Source organism: Gordonia sp. NPDC003376 (genome assembly GCF_053589235.1).
Window position 1 is genome coordinate 85,224 of sequence record NZ_JBSFRM010000002.1, and the last position, 16,964, is coordinate 102,187.

General features: G+C 69.6%; 17 protein-coding genes and 1 riboswitch. Of the genes, 2 read left to right on the top strand and 15 right to left on the bottom strand.

Going from position 1 to position 16,964, the window contains the following annotated elements:
* Positions 1 to 2 precede the first annotated feature (2 nt).
* The 10 genes from ACWDUA_RS02630 to ACWDUA_RS02675 all read right to left on the bottom strand — a co-directional run bounded on the left by ACWDUA_RS02630 (position 3) and on the right by ACWDUA_RS02675 (position 10,640).
* Positions 3 to 1,214 (bottom strand): phosphoglycerate kinase, encoded by a 1,212-nt coding sequence (locus ACWDUA_RS02630; protein WP_449749455.1) that lies wholly within the window; start codon positions 1,212 to 1,214, stop codon positions 3 to 5.
* 37 nt (positions 1,215 to 1,251) lie between these two features.
* A complete protein-coding gene (gene gap / locus ACWDUA_RS02635; RefSeq protein ID WP_449749456.1) occupies positions 1,252 to 2,271 on the bottom strand; it encodes a type I glyceraldehyde-3-phosphate dehydrogenase in 1,020 nt (339 codons plus the stop codon).
* A gap of 179 nt (positions 2,272 to 2,450) precedes the next feature.
* Complete coding sequence (gene whiA / locus ACWDUA_RS02640) at positions 2,451 to 3,428, bottom strand: DNA-binding protein WhiA (RefSeq protein ID WP_449749698.1); 978 nt, start codon at positions 3,426 to 3,428, stop codon at positions 2,451 to 2,453.
* A gap of 81 nt (positions 3,429 to 3,509) precedes the next feature.
* Positions 3,510 to 4,508, bottom strand: a complete 999-nt coding sequence (locus ACWDUA_RS02645; RefSeq protein ID WP_449749457.1) for a gluconeogenesis factor YvcK family protein — start codon at positions 4,506 to 4,508, stop codon at positions 3,510 to 3,512.
* Positions 4,505 to 5,455: an RNase adapter RapZ gene (gene rapZ, locus ACWDUA_RS02650; protein ID WP_449749458.1), complete on the bottom strand. Its 951-nt coding sequence runs from the start codon at positions 5,453 to 5,455 to the stop codon at positions 4,505 to 4,507. Before rapZ ends, ACWDUA_RS02645 begins: the two co-directional genes overlap by 4 nt.
* Positions 5,452 to 7,590, bottom strand: a complete 2,139-nt coding sequence (uvrC, locus tag ACWDUA_RS02655) for an excinuclease ABC subunit UvrC (protein ID WP_449749459.1) — start codon at positions 7,588 to 7,590, stop codon at positions 5,452 to 5,454. Before uvrC ends, rapZ begins: the two co-directional genes overlap by 4 nt.
* Positions 7,591 to 7,687: 97 nt before the next feature.
* Positions 7,688 to 8,089, bottom strand: a complete 402-nt coding sequence (locus tag ACWDUA_RS02660) for a PH domain-containing protein (RefSeq protein ID WP_449749699.1) — start codon at positions 8,087 to 8,089, stop codon at positions 7,688 to 7,690.
* Between the two features lie 95 nt (positions 8,090 to 8,184).
* The gene (gene ribH, locus ACWDUA_RS02665; protein ID WP_449749460.1) at positions 8,185 to 8,655 is read right to left on the bottom strand and encodes a 6,7-dimethyl-8-ribityllumazine synthase; all 471 of its coding nucleotides are present in this window, start codon (positions 8,653 to 8,655) and stop codon (positions 8,185 to 8,187) included.
* Entirely contained in the window at positions 8,652 to 9,977 is a 1,326-nt protein-coding gene (locus ACWDUA_RS02670; protein WP_449749461.1) for a bifunctional 3,4-dihydroxy-2-butanone-4-phosphate synthase/GTP cyclohydrolase II, read from the bottom strand. Before ACWDUA_RS02670 ends, ribH begins: the two co-directional genes overlap by 4 nt.
* A gap of 6 nt (positions 9,978 to 9,983) precedes the next feature.
* Positions 9,984 to 10,640 carry a riboflavin synthase gene (locus ACWDUA_RS02675; protein WP_449749462.1) on the bottom strand — a complete coding sequence of 219 codons (657 nt, stop codon included), beginning with the start codon at positions 10,638 to 10,640 and terminating at the stop codon, positions 9,984 to 9,986.
* A gap of 52 nt (positions 10,641 to 10,692) precedes the next feature.
* Positions 10,693 to 10,842, bottom strand: a riboswitch (FMN riboswitch).
* A gap of 198 nt (positions 10,843 to 11,040) precedes the next feature.
* On the opposite strand from ACWDUA_RS02675, the gene ACWDUA_RS02680 reads away from it, so the two are divergent.
* On the top strand, positions 11,041 to 11,259 hold the full coding sequence (locus tag ACWDUA_RS02680; RefSeq protein WP_449749463.1) for a lipopolysaccharide assembly protein LapA domain-containing protein: 219 nt from the start codon (positions 11,041 to 11,043) through the stop codon (positions 11,257 to 11,259).
* A 45-nt stretch (positions 11,260 to 11,304) separates the two neighbouring features.
* On the opposite strand, the gene ribD is transcribed toward ACWDUA_RS02680, so the two are convergent.
* The 3 genes from ribD to map all read right to left on the bottom strand — a co-directional run bounded on the left by ribD (position 11,305) and on the right by map (position 13,920).
* Positions 11,305 to 12,336, bottom strand: a complete 1,032-nt coding sequence (ribD, locus tag ACWDUA_RS02685) for a bifunctional diaminohydroxyphosphoribosylaminopyrimidine deaminase/5-amino-6-(5-phosphoribosylamino)uracil reductase RibD (RefSeq protein WP_305950354.1) — start codon at positions 12,334 to 12,336, stop codon at positions 11,305 to 11,307.
* Positions 12,337 to 12,361: 25 nt separating this feature from the next.
* Positions 12,362 to 13,054: a ribulose-phosphate 3-epimerase gene (rpe, locus tag ACWDUA_RS02690; RefSeq protein ID WP_053776488.1), complete on the bottom strand. Its 693-nt coding sequence runs from the start codon at positions 13,052 to 13,054 to the stop codon at positions 12,362 to 12,364.
* Between the two features lie 98 nt (positions 13,055 to 13,152).
* Positions 13,153 to 13,920: a type I methionyl aminopeptidase gene (map, locus tag ACWDUA_RS02695; RefSeq protein ID WP_449749464.1), complete on the bottom strand. Its 768-nt coding sequence runs from the start codon at positions 13,918 to 13,920 to the stop codon at positions 13,153 to 13,155.
* 86 nt (positions 13,921 to 14,006) lie between these two features.
* Between map and ACWDUA_RS02700 the strand changes: the two genes are divergently transcribed.
* Positions 14,007 to 14,273, top strand: a complete 267-nt coding sequence (locus ACWDUA_RS02700; RefSeq protein WP_449749465.1) for a helix-turn-helix domain-containing protein — start codon at positions 14,007 to 14,009, stop codon at positions 14,271 to 14,273.
* A 245-nt stretch (positions 14,274 to 14,518) separates the two neighbouring features.
* Here the strand turns inward: ACWDUA_RS02700 and ACWDUA_RS02705 are convergent, their stop codons facing one another.
* The gene (locus tag ACWDUA_RS02705) at positions 14,519 to 15,982 is read right to left on the bottom strand and encodes an RsmB/NOP family class I SAM-dependent RNA methyltransferase (protein WP_449749466.1); all 1,464 of its coding nucleotides are present in this window, start codon (positions 15,980 to 15,982) and stop codon (positions 14,519 to 14,521) included.
* The gene (gene fmt, locus ACWDUA_RS02710; protein ID WP_449749467.1) at positions 15,979 to 16,920 is read right to left on the bottom strand and encodes a methionyl-tRNA formyltransferase; all 942 of its coding nucleotides are present in this window, start codon (positions 16,918 to 16,920) and stop codon (positions 15,979 to 15,981) included. The genes ACWDUA_RS02705 and fmt overlap by 4 nt, the downstream gene beginning before the upstream one ends.
* Positions 16,921 to 16,964 lie beyond the last annotated feature (44 nt).

Below are 16,964 nucleotides of genomic sequence, written 5' to 3' on the forward strand. Positions count from 1 at the left end.
GTTCAGCTCTCCAGAACCTTGAGACCGGGAAGTTCCTTGCCCTCCAGGTACTCCAGCGACGCACCGCCTCCGGTGGAGATGTGCGAGAAGTCGGAGTCCGGCAGACCCAGGGTCCGCACCGCGGCCGCGGAGTCGCCGCCACCGACAACGGTGAACGCGCCCGACGAGGTGGCCTGCGCGATGGCCTCGGCGACACCCTTCGTGCCGGCCGAGAACTTCGCGAACTCGAACACGCCGGAGGGACCGTTCCAGAAGATGGTCTTGGCGCCGGTCAGCAGCGCGGCGAAGCGCTTGACCGACTCCGGACCCACGTCCAGACCCATCCATCCATCCGGGATCTCGTCGGCGGCAACGGTTTTCGCCTCCGCATCGGCGGCAAAGCGGTCGGCGACGACCACGTCGTGCGGCAGGTGGATGACATCACCGAAGCGCTCGAGCAGACCCTTGCACACCTCGATCTGGTCTTCCTGCAGCAGCGACGACCCGACACCGTGCCCCTGGGCGGCCAGGAAGGTGAAGGCCATGCCGCCACCGATCACGAGGGTGTCGACCTTGGGGGCCAACGCCTCGATCACGCCGAGCTTGTCCGACACCTTGGAACCGCCCAGCACCACCGCGTACGGACGCTGCGGCTCGGTGGTCAGCTTCGACAGCACGTCCACCTCGGCGGCGACCAGCTCGCCGGCGAAGTGCGGGAGCAGTTTGGCGACGTCGTACACCGATGCCTGCTTGCGGTGCACCACCCCGAAGCCGTCCGAGACGAAGGCCCCGTCCTCACCGACGAGCTCGACGAGGGCTGCGGCCAGCGCGGCCCGCTCGGACTCGTCCTTGGACGTCTCCCGCGGGTCGAACCGGATGTTCTCCAGCAGCAGCACGTCACCGTCGGTCAGGCCCTCGGCGCGGGCGAGCGCATCGGTTCCGACGACGTCACCGGCGAGCTGGACGTTGCGGCCCAGTTCTTGCCCGAGTCGCTCGGCGACCGGGGCCAGCGAGAACTTCGGGTCGGGTTCGCCCTTCGGCCGGCCCAGGTGTGCGGTGATGATCACCTTGGCACCGCCGTCGATCAGCGCGTTGAGCGTCGGGAGGGAGGCGAGGATCCGGCCCGGGTCGGTGATCGTCGACCCGTCGAGGGGGACGTTGAAATCCGACCGGACCAGCACTCCGCGACCCGAAACGCCTTCGTCCAGAAGGTCTTTCAGAGTGGGTACACCCATTGCAGCGTGGCTCCGTACGTTGTGGTCAGTGGGTGGTTCAGAGAGACTTGCCGACCAGGCCGATGAGGTCGACCAGGCGGTTGGAGTAGCCCCATTCGTTGTCGTACCAGGAGACGGCCTTGACCTGGTTGCCGAGGACCTTGGTCAGGCCGGAGTCGAACAGCGAGCTGTGCGGGTCGGTGACGATGTCGCTGGAGACGATCGGTGCATCGTAGTACTTGAGGATTCCCTTCAGCGGCCCCTCGGCGGCAGCCTTCATCGCGGCGTTGACCTCGTCGGCGGTGGTCTCCTTGGACAGCTCCGCGGTCAGGTCGGTGACCGAGCCGGTGGGGATCGGCACTCGCAGGGCGTAGCCGTCGAGCTTGCCCTTCAGCTCCGGGAGCACCAGGCCGATGGCCTTGGCGGCACCGGTGGAGGTGGGGACGATGTTGATCGCGGCGGCGCGGGCGCGGCGCAGGTCCTTGTGCGGGCCGTCCTGCAGGTTCTGGTCCTGGGTGTAGGCGTGGACGGTGGTCATCAGGCCCTTGACGATGCCGAACTCGTCGTTGAGGACCTTGGCGAACGGGCCGAGGCAGTTGGTGGTGCAGGAGGCGTTGGAGATGATGTTCTGGCTGCCGTCGTACTTGTCGTCGTTGACGCCCATGACGATGGTGATGTCCTCATCGCTCGCCGGAGCGGAGATGATGACCTTCTTGGCGCCCGCGTCCAGGTGGCCCTGCGCCTTGGCACGCGCGGTGAAGATACCGGTCGACTCGACGACGACGTCGACGCCCAGATCGCCCCACGGAATCGCCGCCGGGCCCTCCTTGACCTCGAGGGCCTTGATCTTCTGCTCGCCGACGACGATGGTGTCTTCGCCCTCGAGGCTCACGTCCTTGTCGAGACGACCCAGGATCGAGTCGAACTTCAGCAGGTGCGCCAGCGAGGCGTTGTCGGTGAGATCGTTGACCGCGACGATCTCGATGTCGGTGGTGCCCAAAGCCTTCTGCGCTTCGACGGCACGGAAGAAGTTGCGGCCGATACGGCCGAATCCGTTGACGCCTACCCGAACAGTCACTGGTGTGCTCCTTAGCGGTTGTCTCGGCTACCGGCCATCTGGCCACGCCGCTTCTCCTGCGCCGATCGACTCGTGGCAGACCGGCTCGCCCCACAGCCTAGTAGGACGCCCCATCCGGGGCACCCTGACGGGTCCGAGTTCGCGGGCCGCACACCCGGCGGTCACCTGCCCGGACGCGGCTAGGCCTCGTCGAGCAGGTCGTTGGTGACCGCGGACTCGGTGTCCGGGATGCCCTCTGTGCGGGCCTTCTTGTCGGCCATCGACAGCAACCGGCGGATCCGGCCCGCGACGGCGTCCTTGGTCATCGGGGGGTCGGCGAGTTGGCCCAGCTCCTCGAGCGAGGCCTGCCGGTGGGTGATGCGCAGCGCGCCGGCAGCGGCGAGGTGATCGGGGACGTCGTCGCCGAGGATCTGCAGGGCACGCTCGACGCGAGCGGCCGCCGACACCGCGGCGCGGGCGGAGCGACGCAGGTTGGCGTCGTCGAAGTTGGCGAGGCGATTGGCGGTGGCCCGGACCTCACGACGCATCCGCCGTTCCTCCCACACCAGGCGGGTGTCGTGCGCGCCCATCCGGGTCAGCAGGGCACCGATTGCCTCGCCGTCGCGGATCACCACACGGTCGGCGCCACGCACCTCGCGTGCCTTGGCCGACACCCCCAGCCGACGGGCCGCGCCGACCAGGGCGAGCGCCGATTCCGGTCCGGGACAACTGACCTCGAGCGCCGATGAGCGGCCGGGCTCGGTAAGTGACCCGTGCGCGAGGAACGCCCCGCGCCAGGCGGCCTCGGCGTCGGCGACGCTGCCACCGACCACCTGGGCGGGCAGCCCGCGCACCGGGCGGCCACGCATGTCGAGCAGGCCGGTCTGGCGGGCCAGTCCCTCACCGTCACGGGTGACCCGCACGATGTAGCGGGCGGACTTGCGCAGTCCGCCACCCCGGAGCACGTGGACATCGGAGTTGTACCCGAACAGGTCGTGGATCTCCCGGCGCAGCCTGCGGGCGACGTTGCCGAGGTCCACCTCGGCCTCCACCACCACCCGGCCGCCGACGATGTGCAGTCCCCCGGCGAAGCGCAGCAGGGCCGAGACCTCCGCTTTTCGGGCGCTCACCTGCGTCACGGTGAGTCGACTCAGTTCATCCTTCACCGCAGCGGTCATCGCCACCGGTCCCTGACCTCCGATCGTCACCGGGATTCGTCCCTTCACAACGTGTCGCCGTCCGCAACACGTCGGGACAGCCTAACGGTTCAATTCACGGTCGCACAGTTGGTTCACCAGAGCGGCCACCTTCACCGGATCGTGGACGTGCCGCCCGGGCACCGCCACATCACCGACATCGAGCGTGGCACCGAACAGACCTGCCGCGCGTTCGAGATGTTCGCGTTCGCGTCCCGCCGGGACCGATGCCTCGTCCACCACGACGTGGTCGATACGGAGTCGATCGGCATGGGCGTGCAGCACGTGCAGGTGCCGCTCCACCGAGAATCCCGGGGTCTCCCCGGGCTCCGGTGCCAGGTTGACGAACAAGATCTTACGGGAGTCGCTGCGGCGCAATGCCTCCAGCTGCCCGGGGACCAGAACGTGCGGGATCACACTGGAGAACCACGAGCCCGGCCCGATCACCACCAGATCCGCCTGCTCGATCGCTGCGAGCGCAGGTGGGGCGGCCGGCGGGTCGGGTGGCATCAGCCGGACGCGGCGCACCTTGCCGGGGGTGGTGGCCACCGCGACCTGGCCCCGGATCACCCGTGAGATCCGCGGATCGGACTCCAGTCCGGACACGTCGGCCTCGATCTGCAGCGGCACCGTCGACATCGGCAGCACCCGGCCGTCGACGTCGAAAACCCTCATCAACTCGTCGAGGGCCGCGATCGGATCGCCGAGCACCTCACCGAGCCCCGACAGCAACAGATTGCCGACCGGATGTCCGGCGAGCGCGCCATAACCGCCGAACCGGTGCTGGAAGGTCTCCCCCCACAGCTCGTGCCGGCGCACGGCATCGGGTCCCGACCGCTTCTCGACGTCGACGAGGGCCGCCGGTGCACACATGAGGGCGGCGAATGCCATCCGCAGATCGCCCGGCGGGATCACCCCCAGCTCGGCCCGCAACCGGCCCGACGACCCGCCGTCGTCGGCGACGGTCACCACCGCGGTCACCTCCGGGCTCAGATATCGCATCGCGGTCAGCGTCGCGTACAGACCGTGGCCGCCGCCGAGCGCGGCGATCCGCATGGTCATTCGCGCCCCAGATCTCGGTGGCTGACCCGCACGTCGTAGCGGGTGGCGCCGGCGTCGTCGGCGGCCCGGCGGAGCCGACGCGAGAGCTCCTCGGCGATCGCCACGCTGCGGTGTTTTCCGCCGGTACAGCCGATGCTGATCGTCATGTAGCGCTTGCCTTCTCGCAGATATCCCTTGCCCACCACAGCCACGAGCCGGGTGTAGAGGGCGAGGAAGTCCTCGGCATCGTCCTGACCCAGCACGTACTCGCGCACCGGTGCGTCCCGCCCGTTGAGTTCGCGCAGGTCGGTCACCCAGTAGGGGTTGGGCAGGAACCGGACGTCGGCGACGAGGTCGGAGTCGATCGGCAGACCGTACTTGAAGCCGAATGACTGCACCGCGACGCTGAGCGGCGAGCTCGCATCATGCGGATACGAATCCTCCACCACCTCACGCAGTTTCGCGACGGTCAGGGTGGAGGTCTCGACGACGAGGTCGGCGGTGTCCTTGAGCGGGGCGAGGATCACCCGTTCGCGGGCGATGCCCTCCACCAGGGTGCCGTTGCCCTGCAGCGGGTGCCGCCGGCGGACCTGCTCGAACCGCCGCACCAGCACCTGGTCGCTGGCATCCAAGAACAGCAGCCGGGTGCGGGTGCCGGTGGCCTCGAGACCGGCTCGCAGCGTGGCCAATTCGCCGCCGAGCGAGGCGTCGGAGGCACGCAGCACCATCGCCAGCCTCAGGATCGGCGGGTCGTTCTCCCGGATGGTGTCGACCATCGTCGAGATCAGCGCCGACGGCACGTTGTCGGCGACGTACCACCCGTCGTCCTCGAGGACGTTGGCGACGGTGGAGCGTCCGGCACCCGACAGGCCTGCCACGAACAGCACGACGAGGTCGTCGAGATCGTCGACCTCCCGGTCCCGGTCGGCGGGTGTACCCCCGCCGGTCTCGGTACTGCTCGTCGTCATGCGCTGCCCTCCTGTGTGGAGCCCACCGGGACGGTTGGTCCCGCCGGTACGGACTCGCCGGTCTCGGGTCGATCGGCGGTCGGGGTGCGATCGTCGGTCGGGGTCGGGGTCGGGGTCGGGGTCGGGGTCGGGGTCTCGTCATCGCCCGTGGACCCGTCAGCGCCCGGGGCCGTGTCGTCGTCCCCGGGACGATCCTCCCGCACCAGCGCCTCGTGCACCGTGCGAGCGGTGCCGACGCCGATCCCGGGCACCTCGGCGATCTCGGCCACAGTCGCCTGCCGCAGGCGCGCGACCGACCCGAAATGGGTGACCAGCGCGGTGCGACGGGCGCGGCCGAGGCCGGGCACCCCGTCGAGCACCGACTCGGTCATCCGCTTGCTGCGCTTGGACCGGTGAAAGGTGATCGCGAACCGGTGGGCCTCGTCACGCACCCGTTGCAGCAGGAACAGCGCCTCGCTCGACCGCGGGAGGATCACCGGCTCGTCGTCGCCGGGAACCCAGATCTCCTCCAACCGCTTGGCCAGTCCGATCACCGCGACATCGGTCACACCGAGTTCGTCGAGGACCGCGGCCGCCGCATGCACCTGGGGTGCACCGCCGTCCACCACATACAGGTTGGGCGGGTAGGCGAATCGCTTGGGCCGGTTGGTGTCCGGGTCGACCACCGCTCCCGACACCCCGGCCTCCTGATCGGCGCGGTGACGCAGGAACCGACGCCGGGTGACCTCGGCGATGGATGCGACGTCGTCGGAGTGTCCGTCGCCGGCGGCCTCCCGGATCGAGTAGTGCCGGTAGTCGGACTTGCGCGGCAGGCCGTCCTCGAACACCACCAGCGACGCCACCACGTCGGTGCCCTGCACATGCGAGATGTCGACGCACTCGATGCGCAGCGGTGCCTGGTCGAGTCCGAGCCCGTCCTGCAGTTCGGTCAGCGCCGCCGACCGCGTCGTCAGATCACCCGCGCGGCGCAGCTTGTGCCGCGCCAGGGCCTCCGACGCGTTGCGTTCGACCGTCTCGAACAGCGCCTTCTTGTCGCCACGCTGCGGCACGCGGAGGCTGACCCGGCTACCCCGCAGGTCGCTGAGGAAATCGGTGAGCTCGTCGGCGTCGTCCGGCAGCGCCGGCACCAGGACCTCTCGGGGCACCGACTCACCGCGGGCGCGATCGGTGCCGATCCGCACGGTGGCGTCCAGATCGACCTCCGCGCCGTAGAACTGGGTGAGGAACTGCCCCACCTGCTCGCCGAGCGAATGGTCCTCGGACTTCTCCACCACCCAGCCGCGCTCACCGCGCACCCGGCCGTCGCGGACGTGGAAGATCTGCACCGACACCTCGAGATCGTCACCGGCCATCGCGATGATGTCGGCATCGGTGCCGTCGCCGAGCACCACCGCCTGTTTCTCCATCGCCCGCCGCATCGCCGAGAGGTCGTCCCGGAGCCGCGCCGCCCGCTCGAAGTCGAGTTCTTGAGCCGCAGCTGTCATCTCACGCTCGAGGCGACGGGTCATCTGGTCGGTACGGCCGGCCAGGAAGTCGCAGAAGTCGTCGACGATCTCGCGGTGCTCTGCCGCCGACACCCGCCCGATACACGGCGCGGAACACTTCTCGATGTAGCCGAGCAGACACGGCCGGCCGATCTGCCCGTGCCGCTTGAACACGCCCGCCGAGCAGGTCCGGGCAGGGAACACCCGGGTCAGCAGGTCGACGGTCTCCCGGATCGCCCAGGCATGCGAGTACGGGCCGAAGTAGCGGACGCCGCGACGTCGCGGACCGCGGTAGACGAACAGACGCGGGTACTCGTCGTCGATCGTCACCGCGAGCATCGGATAGGACTTGTCGTCGCGGTACCGGACGTTGAACCGCGGGTCGAACTCCTTGATCCAGTTGTACTCGAGCTGGAGTGCCTCGACCTCGGTGCCCACCACCGTCCACTCGACCGATGCGGCGGTGGTGACCATCTGGCGGGTGCGCGGATGCAGCGACGCGATGTCGGCGAAGTACGACGTCAGCCTGGACCGCAGGTTCTTGGCCTTGCCGACGTAGATGACCCGGGCGTGCTGATCGCGGAACTTGTACACCCCCGGATCGGTGGGGATCGTCCCGGGGGCGGGACGGTAGGTACTCGGGTCGGCCACGCTTCCAGGCTAGTCACCCACACCGACGATCATTCCGCCGGCGTTCCGGCCCACGCTCCGGCCCCGGTGACGGGGTCGCACGGCGCACCGGGGGATGTCAGTGGGTCCGGTGGCGTGCCTCGATCGCCCGGAAGCGTTCCATCGCCCCGACGGCCTTCTCGCCGTCACCGGCCTGGATCGCCAGCACCGGTACGTGCTCGTCGCCGGGCAGTGCGAGCTGCCCACCGAACCCCTTCTCCGGATAGTCCAGGCCGAGCACCTGGTCCCAGCCGAAGATCCGCTCGGTGGCGAGGTTGCGGACCGCGACACCCTGGGGTCCCACGCGCAGCCGCGGCCGGGCCAGCAGCATCACCGCGGAGGCGATCACCACGCCGATGAGGATGATCGCGGCCTGGTCGACGAAACCGATGTTGTCCGGGCCGGTGTTGGAGATGGTCAGCAAGGCCCCGAAGGTGATGTGGATGACCAGCACCACCACCGCGGCGACCCCGCCGATCATCGCCAGCCGCCGCGACCGGTACTCGAACTCCCAGTCGTCGCCACCGGCCGCCTGGTCCCCGTTGATCTCACCGCTCACCTCGGCGGACCGCCCCGTCACGGCAGGGACCGCAGGACCAGCGCGGAGGCGAGGGCCGCGGTGGTCGCCTGCGCGCCCTTGTCCTCGGTCGAGTCGGGCAGTCCAGCCCGGGCCAGCGCCTGCGCCTCGGTGTTGGTGGTCAGCACGCCGTTGCCGACGGGCGTGGACTCGTCCAACGACACCCGGGTCAGGCCCGCGGTCACCGCGTCACACACGTAGTCGAAGTGCGGGGTCTCCCCCTTGATCACCACGCCGAGTGCCACGACGGCGTCGTGGGTGCGGGCCAGCGCCTGCACGATGACCGGTAGTTCGATGGCACCGGCGACCTGCACGACGGTCGGATCGGTGACGCCGTGTTGCTTTGCCGCACGCAGCGCGCCGTCGAGCAGCGCGGTGCAGATGGTCTCGTGCCACTGGGACGACACGATCGCGAGCTTCAGCCCGCCGGCGCCGGAGAGTTCGAGTGTGGGTTCACCGGCACCGCTCATGCGGGATCCGCCTCTCCGGTCGCGGGGACTCCGTCCCACTTCTCCAGTCCGATCAGATCATGGCCCATCCGGTCGCGCTTGGTGCGCAGGTAGCGCAGGTTCTCCTCGTTGGCGCGCACCGGCATCGGTACCCGTTCGACGATCTGCAGGCCGTAGCCGTCGAGCCCGACCCGCTTGGCCGGGTTGTTGGTGAGCAGACGCATCGAGGTCACGCCGAGGTCCACCAGTATCTGGGCACCCAGACCGTAGTCACGGGAGTCGGCAGGCAGGCCGAGCTGCAGGTTGGCGTCGACGGTGTCGGAGCCGGCGTCCTGCAACTGGTAGGCCTGCAGCTTGTGCAGCAGGCCGATGCCGCGGCCCTCGTGGCCACGCATGTAGAGCACGATGCCGCGGCCCTCGTCGGCCACCATCTCCATCGCGGCGTCGAGCTGCGGACCACAGTCACAGCGCAGCGACCCGAAGACGTCACCGGTCAGGCATTCGGAGTGCACACGCACGAGGACGTCGCTGCCGGTGCCGTCAGGGCCGGCGATGTCGCCGAGCACGAGGGCGACGTGTTCGACGTCGTCGTGGATGCTGGTGTAGCCGACAGCGCGGAAATCGCCGTGGCGCGTGGGGATCCGGGCGTCGGCGACGCGCACGACATGCTTCTCGTTGCGACGGCGCCAGGCGATCAGATCGGCGATGGAGATCAGCGCCAGATCGTGCTCGTCGGCGAAGACGCGCAGCTCGGGCGTCTGGGCCATGGAGCCCACGTCCTTCTGCGACACGATCTCGCAGATCACACCGGCCGGGGCCAGTCCGGCCAGGCGGGCCAGGTCGACGGCGGCCTCGGTGTGGCCGGGCCGCCGTAGCACGCCACCCTCTTTGGCGCGCAACGGGACGACGTGTCCGGGGCGGGTGAAATCGCCTGCGGCCGAGGCCGGGTCGGCCAGCAGCCGCATGGTGGTGGCGCGGTCGGAGGCACTGATGCCGGTGCCGATGCCCTCGCGGGCGTCGACGGTCACGGTGTAGGCGGTGCCGTGCTTGTCCTGGTTCATCGAGTACATCGGCGGCAGCCCGAGGCGATCGCAGTCGTCGCCGGCGAGCGGGACGCACAGGTAACCGGAGGTGTAGCGCACCATGAACGCCACCAGTTCGGGGGTGGCCTTCTCCGCGGCGAAGATCAGGTCGCCCTCGTTCTCACGGTCCTCGTCGTCGACCACCACGACGGCCTTGCCGGCCGCGATGTCGGCGATCGCACGCTCGACGGTGTCGAGCTCGACGCGCGTCACGTCGGCGTCGACGTCCGCCGTGGAAGCCGCGTTCTTGTTGTCACTCATCGGAAATCACTTCACCTCTGCTGCACCGGGCACGGCCGTGCCGGCTGTGGACTGGAGACGCTCGACGTACTTGGCGATGACATCGACCTCGAGATTGACCACTGCCCCCACCGCAGCCGATCCGAGGTTGGTCTCGCCCAGCGTCGTGGGGATCAGGGAGATCTCGAACCACTCGCCCGAATCGTCGGACCCGGACCCGGCGGCGTTCGAGCTGACCGCCGAAACCGTGAGGGAGACACCGTCGACGGTGATCGATCCCTTCTCGACGAGGTAGCGGCTGAGTGCGCGGTCGATGCCGATCCGTACGATCGTCCAGTTCTCCGACGGACTGATCGCGGCGATGGTGCCGGTACCGTCGACGTGGCCCTGCACGATGTGACCGCCGAAGCGGCCACCGGCGGGCATCGCACGTTCGAGATTGACCGGGCTGCCCGGTCCGAGCCGGTCCAGGGAGCTACGGCGCAGGGTCTCGGCCATCACGTCGACGGTGAACTCGTCGGCGGTGTGCTCGACGACGGTCAGACAGACCCCGTTGACCGCGATCGAGTCGCCGAATCCGGCGTCAGAGGTGACCAATGGTCCCCGAATGGTGAGTCGTGCGGCGTCGCTGAGTTCGTCGCGCCCGACGATGGTGCCCAGTTCTTCGACGATACCGGTGAACACCCAGTCCTCCTGTCTTGCTCGCTCGAAGCCGACAGGACGGCGCGGGTCGCCGCCTTGTTCTCTCGCATCCGGACTATGACCGTCGGCTCCGGATTCACACCGGATCTGCTGTCCTCACCTCTCGATGAGCGCTCGCGGGCTAGGTCTCACGTGCGTGGGACTCACCGCCGGTGGGGATTTTCACCCCGCCCCGAGAACGTACAAGTCGACGCTAGCACGTCGCCGGGACATGCAACCACCGGCGGTCTGGCGGGGTCCGCCGCGCCGGGGTCGCTGGGATAAGATTCTCGCAGTCGACAACTCGCTCGATCCACCACTGTCGGAAGGCGGCGCCACCATGGCGAACGGTACTGCGAACTCCCCCGCGACAGCGGGCGGCAAAGGGGCCGGTGGAGTGATCGTGGATCTCCTGAAACGGTTTTGGCTCCCCCTGATCCTGGTTGTTGTCGCGATCATCTTCATCGTGCAGAACCGCGAGAAGGTCAGCGTCGACTTCCTCTTCCTCAGCATCTCCTCCTGGCAGTGGCTGATCTACACGATCATCGCGTTGTGCGGGCTGATCGCCGGCTGGGTGATCGGACGCAACGGCGCCAAGCGCAAGGCCGCCGCCCAGAAGTGACCGGCACCGCGTGCGTCGGTGACCGATCGGTTCGCGCCTGTCGGACTAGTCCGGCAGGCGTTGTGTGCGTGCGGTGAGGAGGACGTCGTCACCGATCCGCTCGACCGCGGCGAGCCGCAGTCGTGAGGCATCGGACAACGTGGTGACCGCCGCCCGGTCGATCGCCGACTGTCCGGCGCCGAGCACCGTCGGCGCGACATAGGCCTCGATCTCGTCGACCAACCCGGCGTCCAAGAAGGCCCCGATGATCCTCGGGCCGCCTTCGACGAGCACCCAGGTGGTGTCGGGCAGGGCCGCCAGCACGTCGGCCGGGTCGTGGCTTCGGACGTGTCTGAAGTCTCCCGCGGCCGACGACGTGATCCGCGCGTCAGCGTGGATATCCCTGTGCCCCATGGCAACCCGAATGGGTTGACGATCGGCGAGGGCGCCGTCGGGGAGTCGTGCGGTGAGCGCCGGGTCGTCGCGGACCACCGTGCCCGTACCCACGATGATCGCGTCGAGCTGCGCGCGTTGTCGGTGGACGCGGGCCCGGGCCCGCGCGCCGGTGATCCACTGACTGGTGCCGTCGGGGGCGGCGATGCGCCCGTCGAGGGTGGCGGCGAGCTTCGCTGTGACGAGTGGACGGCCGTGGCGTTGCCGGAACAGCCAACCCCGCAACGGCCCCGACATCGCGTCCCGCTCACCGAGACCGGCGATCACCTCGATGCCCGCATCCCGCAGCCGCGCCGCCCCGCCGGAAGCGGTGGGGTTGGGATCGCCGACGGCGTAGACGACCGTCGCGACACCGGCGTCGATGAGCGCCTGTGCGCACGGTCCCGTGCGGCCGGTGTGGTTGCACGGTTCCAGGGTCACCACCGCGGTGGCACCCCGCGCCGCGGACCCGGCGGCGCGCAATGCCATCACCTCGGCGTGAGGTCCGCCGGCCCGCTGCGTGTGACCACGCGCTATCTCGGTCCCGTCATCGGCGAGGATCACCGCACCGACCGAGGGGTTGGGACGCGACAGACCGAGCGCACCGGCCGATTCGTCGATCGCCAGACGCATGGCCGTGGCGAGGCGGTCGGGGGCGACGGTCATCGGCAGGTACTCGTTCCGATCCGGATCACCGGGCGCGGTGGGCGGCGGCCTTGGCGCGCAGGGCGGCGACCGCGGCACCGGCATCCTGCGGGCCGTACACCGCGGAGCCTGCGACGAAGCAGTCCACGCCCGCCTCGGCGGCCTCGGCGATCGTCGAGTCGGCGATACCGCCGTCGATCTCGATCAGCAGACGCAGATCGCCGGAGTCGACCAGCTTGCGGACGGTGCGCACCTTGTCGAGCACCTGCGGCATGAACTTCTGGCCACCGAAGCCCGGTTCGACGCTCATCACGAGGAGGGTGTCGACGTCGCGCAGGATCTCCAGGTACGGCTCGAGGGCGGTACCCGGCTTGATCGCGAGGCCGGCCTTGCCGCCGGCGGCGCGGATGTCCTTGGCGACGGCGACCGGGTTGTCGGTGGCCTCGGCGTGGAAGGTCACGTTGTGGGCACCGGCCTCGGCGTACGGCGGTGCCCAGCGGGCCGGGTCCTCGATCATCAGGTGGCAGTCGAGCGGGATGTCGGTGGCCTTGAGCAGGCTCTGCACGATCGGCAGACCGAGGGTGAGATTCGGGACGAAGTGGGCGTCCATGACGTCCACGTGCAACCAGTCGGCGCGCGAGGGACCGGGGCCCGCGACCGCGGTGGCCTCGGCGGCGAGGTTGGCGAAGTCTGCCGACAGGATCGAGGGCGCGATCATCGGGGCAAGCTGGGAACTCATGGCAGACAACTTACGCGGTCGGAGGTCCGCCCCGACGCAGGGCCGGACCCGAGGTGACCGGCACCTCGGGACGCCGGCCGGCGGCCCCGCGCCGCAGCTCAGGCCCGCAGGGTCAGGATGCGCGGTCCGTCGTCGGTGATCGCGATGGTGTGCTCGGTGTGCGCGCCGGGTGTGCCATCGGCCAGGCGCAGGGTCCAGCCGTCGGGATCGGTGAGGAGTTCGTCGGTGCCCGTCCCCCACCACGGCTCCAGCGCGAGGGTCATGCCGGCCTTGAGCTTGAGCCCGCGCCCGGCGCGACCGCGGTTGGGGACGTGCGGGTCCTCGTGCATGGTGTGGCCGAGGCCGTGACCGCCGAAGTCGGTGTTGACCCGGTAGCCGCCCTCGGCGGCGACGGCGCCGATGGCAGCGGAGATGTCACCGAGTCGTCCGCCCGGGACCGCGGCGGCGATCCCGGCGGCCAGGGCATGGCGGGTGGAATCGATGAGCGTGGTGATCGCCGGTCGCGGATCACCCACCTGGACGGTCACCGCGGCATCTGCGACCCAGCCGTCGATCGAGACCGCGAAGTCGAGGGTAAGTACGTCGCCGTCGGCGAGCACGTGGTCGTGGGGCATACCGTGCAGCACGGCGTCGTTGACCGACAGGCAGATGACGTTGCGGAACGGCCCGCTGCCGAAGGACGGGGCGTAGTCCCAGTAACACGACTCGGCACCGCGATCGGCGACCATGGTGCGGGCGTGCTTCTCCAGGTCGAGGACGTTGACACCGGGTTCGGCCCGCGCCGACAGCGTCGTGAGAACCTCCGCCACGAAGGCGCCGGTGACCGCCATCCTGTCGATCTCGGCCGGGGTCTTCAGTTCCATCACGTTGTGGTCTCTCCTCGCAGCTCGGTATTTGAATACCGAGACCACGCTATCACGATCGGTACACAAATACCGGTATGCTCCGGTGCATGGTGCGTGTGCCGCTGACCCCCGAACAGATCGACTCCGGTCGACGGCTCGGCGCCTTGTTGCGCCGGGCCCGCGCCGGCCGCGACCCCGAGACCGTTGCCCGCAGCGCCGGCATCTCCCCCGAGACACTGCGCAAGATCGAGGTCGGACGAATCGCCACGCCGAGCTTCGGCACCGTCGTCGCCATCTGCGACGCCGTCGGACTGCCGATCACCGACGCCGTCGACGTCTGGCGCGGCACCGCCGACGAACCGCTTGCCATGTGAGGCACCACGTCCGCGGTGGCCGTAGTCGCCTCCTCGATCACCGCGGGACAAGCGAACGCGTCGTCGGGGTCGAGCCGAGCGACGCGACAAGGTCGACGACCCGTGGTTGCCGACATCGTCACCTCACCAGGTTTCGACACGGGTCCTCGCCCTCCGGGCTCGATCCCCACTCAACCACCGAAACACCCTGCGCCAGTCGATGATCGAGCCGACGACGAGCGGGAGATCGAACACCTCCGGAGCGGTCAGTCCTTGGTGATCGCGGCCAGGAACATCGCGTCGGTGCCGTGGATGTGCGGCCACAACTGCACGTGCGGGCCGTCTCCCAGATCGTCGGCGCCGACCAGGGCCCGCGCGTCGAGCTGACGGGCACCGTGGACCGAGCCGACGACGTCACCGACCAGATCGGTGGTCTCGGCCGGATGCGGCGAGCACGTCGAGTACACGATGACGCCGCCCGGACGGACCAGCGAGATCGCTTCGGTGAGCAGTTGTCGTTGCAGTGCCACGAGATCTCCGACATCACTCGGCTTGCGGCGCCACCGTGCCTCGGGGCGGCGACGCAGGGAGCCCAGTCCGGTGCACGGTGCGTCGAGCAGGATGCGGTCGAACCCCGGCTCGAGTCCGGTGTTCCCGGTGACGTCACGCGCGTCGGCGACGTGCACCGACACCGGCAGATCCCGAACCACTCCGCGGATCAGGTCGGCACGGTGGTCGCTGATCTCGAGGGCATCGACGTGTGCGGAATCGATGTCGGCGATGGCCCCCAGTAGGGCCGCCTTGCCGCCGGGGCCGGCGCACATGTCCAGCCACCGGCCGCCGTCGGTGCCGATGTCGGCGACGGTGACCGAGCGGGCGACGAGCTGCGAGCCCTCGTCCTGCACACCGGCGTAGCCCTGACGGATCGCCTCCACGTCGCCGGGATCGCCTCCCGGCAAATACACGCAGTACGGGGAGTATCGGCCGACCTCTCCCCCGCTGGTCAACGCAAGTTCTTCGGCGGTGATGAAGCCGGGGCGGGCCACCAGGTGCACCGGCGGGCGGTCGTCGTCGGCGGCGAGTGCGGCCTGCAACTGCCCGGCCGAACGGCCCAGGGCATCGAAGAACACCTCGGCGATCCAGCGCGGGTGGGCATAGCGGAAGGCGAGATTACCGATCAGGTCGTCGGCCATCGGCGGCGCCAGCTCGTCGATCCAGAGCTCCTCGTCGCGCTGGGACACCTTGCGCAGCACCGCGTTCACGAAACCGCTGGGGCCGATCCCGGCCTCCGAACGGACGAGGTCCACCGAGGTGTCGACCGCCGCGTGGGCCCCGATCCGGGTGCGGAGCAACTGGTAGGTGCCCAGCCGCAGCACGTCCAGCAGCTTCCCGTCGATCTCGGCGACCGGCCGATTGGCTGCTGCCACGATCACCGCGTCGAGGGTGCCCTGCGCGCGGGCGGTGCCATAGGTCAATTCCGTCGCCAGCGCCGCGTCACGGCCACTGATGTGCCTCTCCCGCAACATCTTCGGCAGGATCAGGTTGGCATAGGCGTCGCGCTCACGGACCGCACGTAGCACGTCACGCGCGACCTCACGGACCGGATCGATCGCCTTGTCGCGGATCTTGGGATCGCGTTTGGCATCCCGCCCACCGCGCGCCGGACGGCCCCCGGATCGTGCGCCCTCCGATCGAGACCCGTATGGACGCGAGCTCCCTGGCCTGCTCATCCGAGCACACTCCCCTCATCCGGACGGGCCCCGCGGGCCCAGTCGGTGGCCGGCATCGGCTTCTTTCCCGGCGCCTGAACCGATCCCAGCCGCACCGGGACGGTGGCGGTACCGACGTACACGGCCTTCTTGGTGATGCCGAGTGTGCCCGGCGCCAGGTCGGTGGGAGCCTGCGGTTCACCCGCCGACGGGGCGACCGGCCCCAGCTTCAGGCGGGCGTCGCCCAACGTGGTCCAGGCGCCGGGTGCCGGGGTGTGTGCGCGAATCCGGCGATCGACGATGTGGGCGGGCAGATCCCAGCGCACGCGGGCGTCGTCGACCTCGACCTTGGCCGCATGGCTGACTCCCTCGGCGGGCTGTGGGACCGGTACGAGCGTGCCGGACTCGATCCCCGACAACGTGTCCACCAGCAGACCGGACCCGACGTCGGCGAGACGGCCGAGCAGGTCACCGGAGGTGTCGGTGTCACGGATGGTCTCGGTGAGCACCCCGTACACCGGACCGGTGTCGAGGCCCTTCTCCAGCCGGAACGTGCTCGCGCCGGTGGTGGTCTCGCCGGCCGCGATCGCCGCCTGCACGGGCGCCGCCCCGCGCCAGGCGGGCAGCACCGAGAAGTGCAGGTTGATCCAGCCGTGGATGGGCAGCTCCAGCAGTGACGGCGGGACGAGGCCACCGTAGGCGACGACGGCCCCGGCGTCCGGCGCCCAGGCGGTCAGGGTCTCGAGAACCTCCGGCTCTCCGAGGCGGCGCGGGGTGATCACCGGGATGCCGTGGGCGTCGGCGAGTTCGGCGACCGGTGCACGGTGGACCTTGCGACCGCGGCCGGACACCGCGTCGGGCCGGGAGATCACCCCGATCACCTCGTGTTCGGGCCCCTCGACGAGTCGCCGTAATGATGGTACGGCCACCTCGGGTGTGCCCGCGAACACGATCCTCACGCTGTCTGCCTCCACTCGGCCGGGTTGTGCACGATTCTCCACCC

What these genes read in the sequence shown, in the direction of transcription:
- ACWDUA_RS02630 (WP_449749455.1), bottom strand. Translation starts at nt 1,214, where the DNA reads ATGGGTGTACCCACTCTGAAAGACCTTCTGGACGAAGGCGTTTCGGGT.
- whiA (WP_449749698.1), bottom strand. Translation starts at nt 3,428, where the DNA reads ATGACCGCTGCGGTGAAGGATGAACTGAGTCGACTCACCGTGACGCAG.
- ACWDUA_RS02645 (WP_449749457.1), bottom strand. Translation starts at nt 4,508, where the DNA reads ATGACCATGCGGATCGCCGCGCTCGGCGGCGGCCACGGTCTGTACGCG.
- rapZ (WP_449749458.1), bottom strand. Translation starts at nt 5,455, where the DNA reads ATGACGACGAGCAGTACCGAGACCGGCGGGGGTACACCCGCCGACCGG.
- ACWDUA_RS02660 (WP_449749699.1), bottom strand. Translation starts at nt 8,089, where the DNA reads ATGATCGGCGGGGTCGCCGCGGTGGTGGTGCTGGTCATCCACATCACC.
- ribH (WP_449749460.1), bottom strand. Translation starts at nt 8,655, where the DNA reads ATGAGCGGTGCCGGTGAACCCACACTCGAACTCTCCGGCGCCGGCGGG.
- ACWDUA_RS02670 (WP_449749461.1), bottom strand. Translation starts at nt 9,977, where the DNA reads ATGAGTGACAACAAGAACGCGGCTTCCACGGCGGACGTCGACGCCGAC.
- ribD (WP_305950354.1), bottom strand. Translation starts at nt 12,336, where the DNA reads ATGACCGTCGCCCCCGACCGCCTCGCCACGGCCATGCGTCTGGCGATC.
- rpe (WP_053776488.1), bottom strand. Translation starts at nt 13,054, where the DNA reads ATGAGTTCCCAGCTTGCCCCGATGATCGCGCCCTCGATCCTGTCGGCA.
- ACWDUA_RS02700 (WP_449749465.1), top strand. Translation starts at nt 14,007, where the DNA reads ATGGTGCGTGTGCCGCTGACCCCCGAACAGATCGACTCCGGTCGACGG.
- ACWDUA_RS02705 (WP_449749466.1), bottom strand. Translation starts at nt 15,982, where the DNA reads ATGAGCAGGCCAGGGAGCTCGCGTCCATACGGGTCTCGATCGGAGGGC.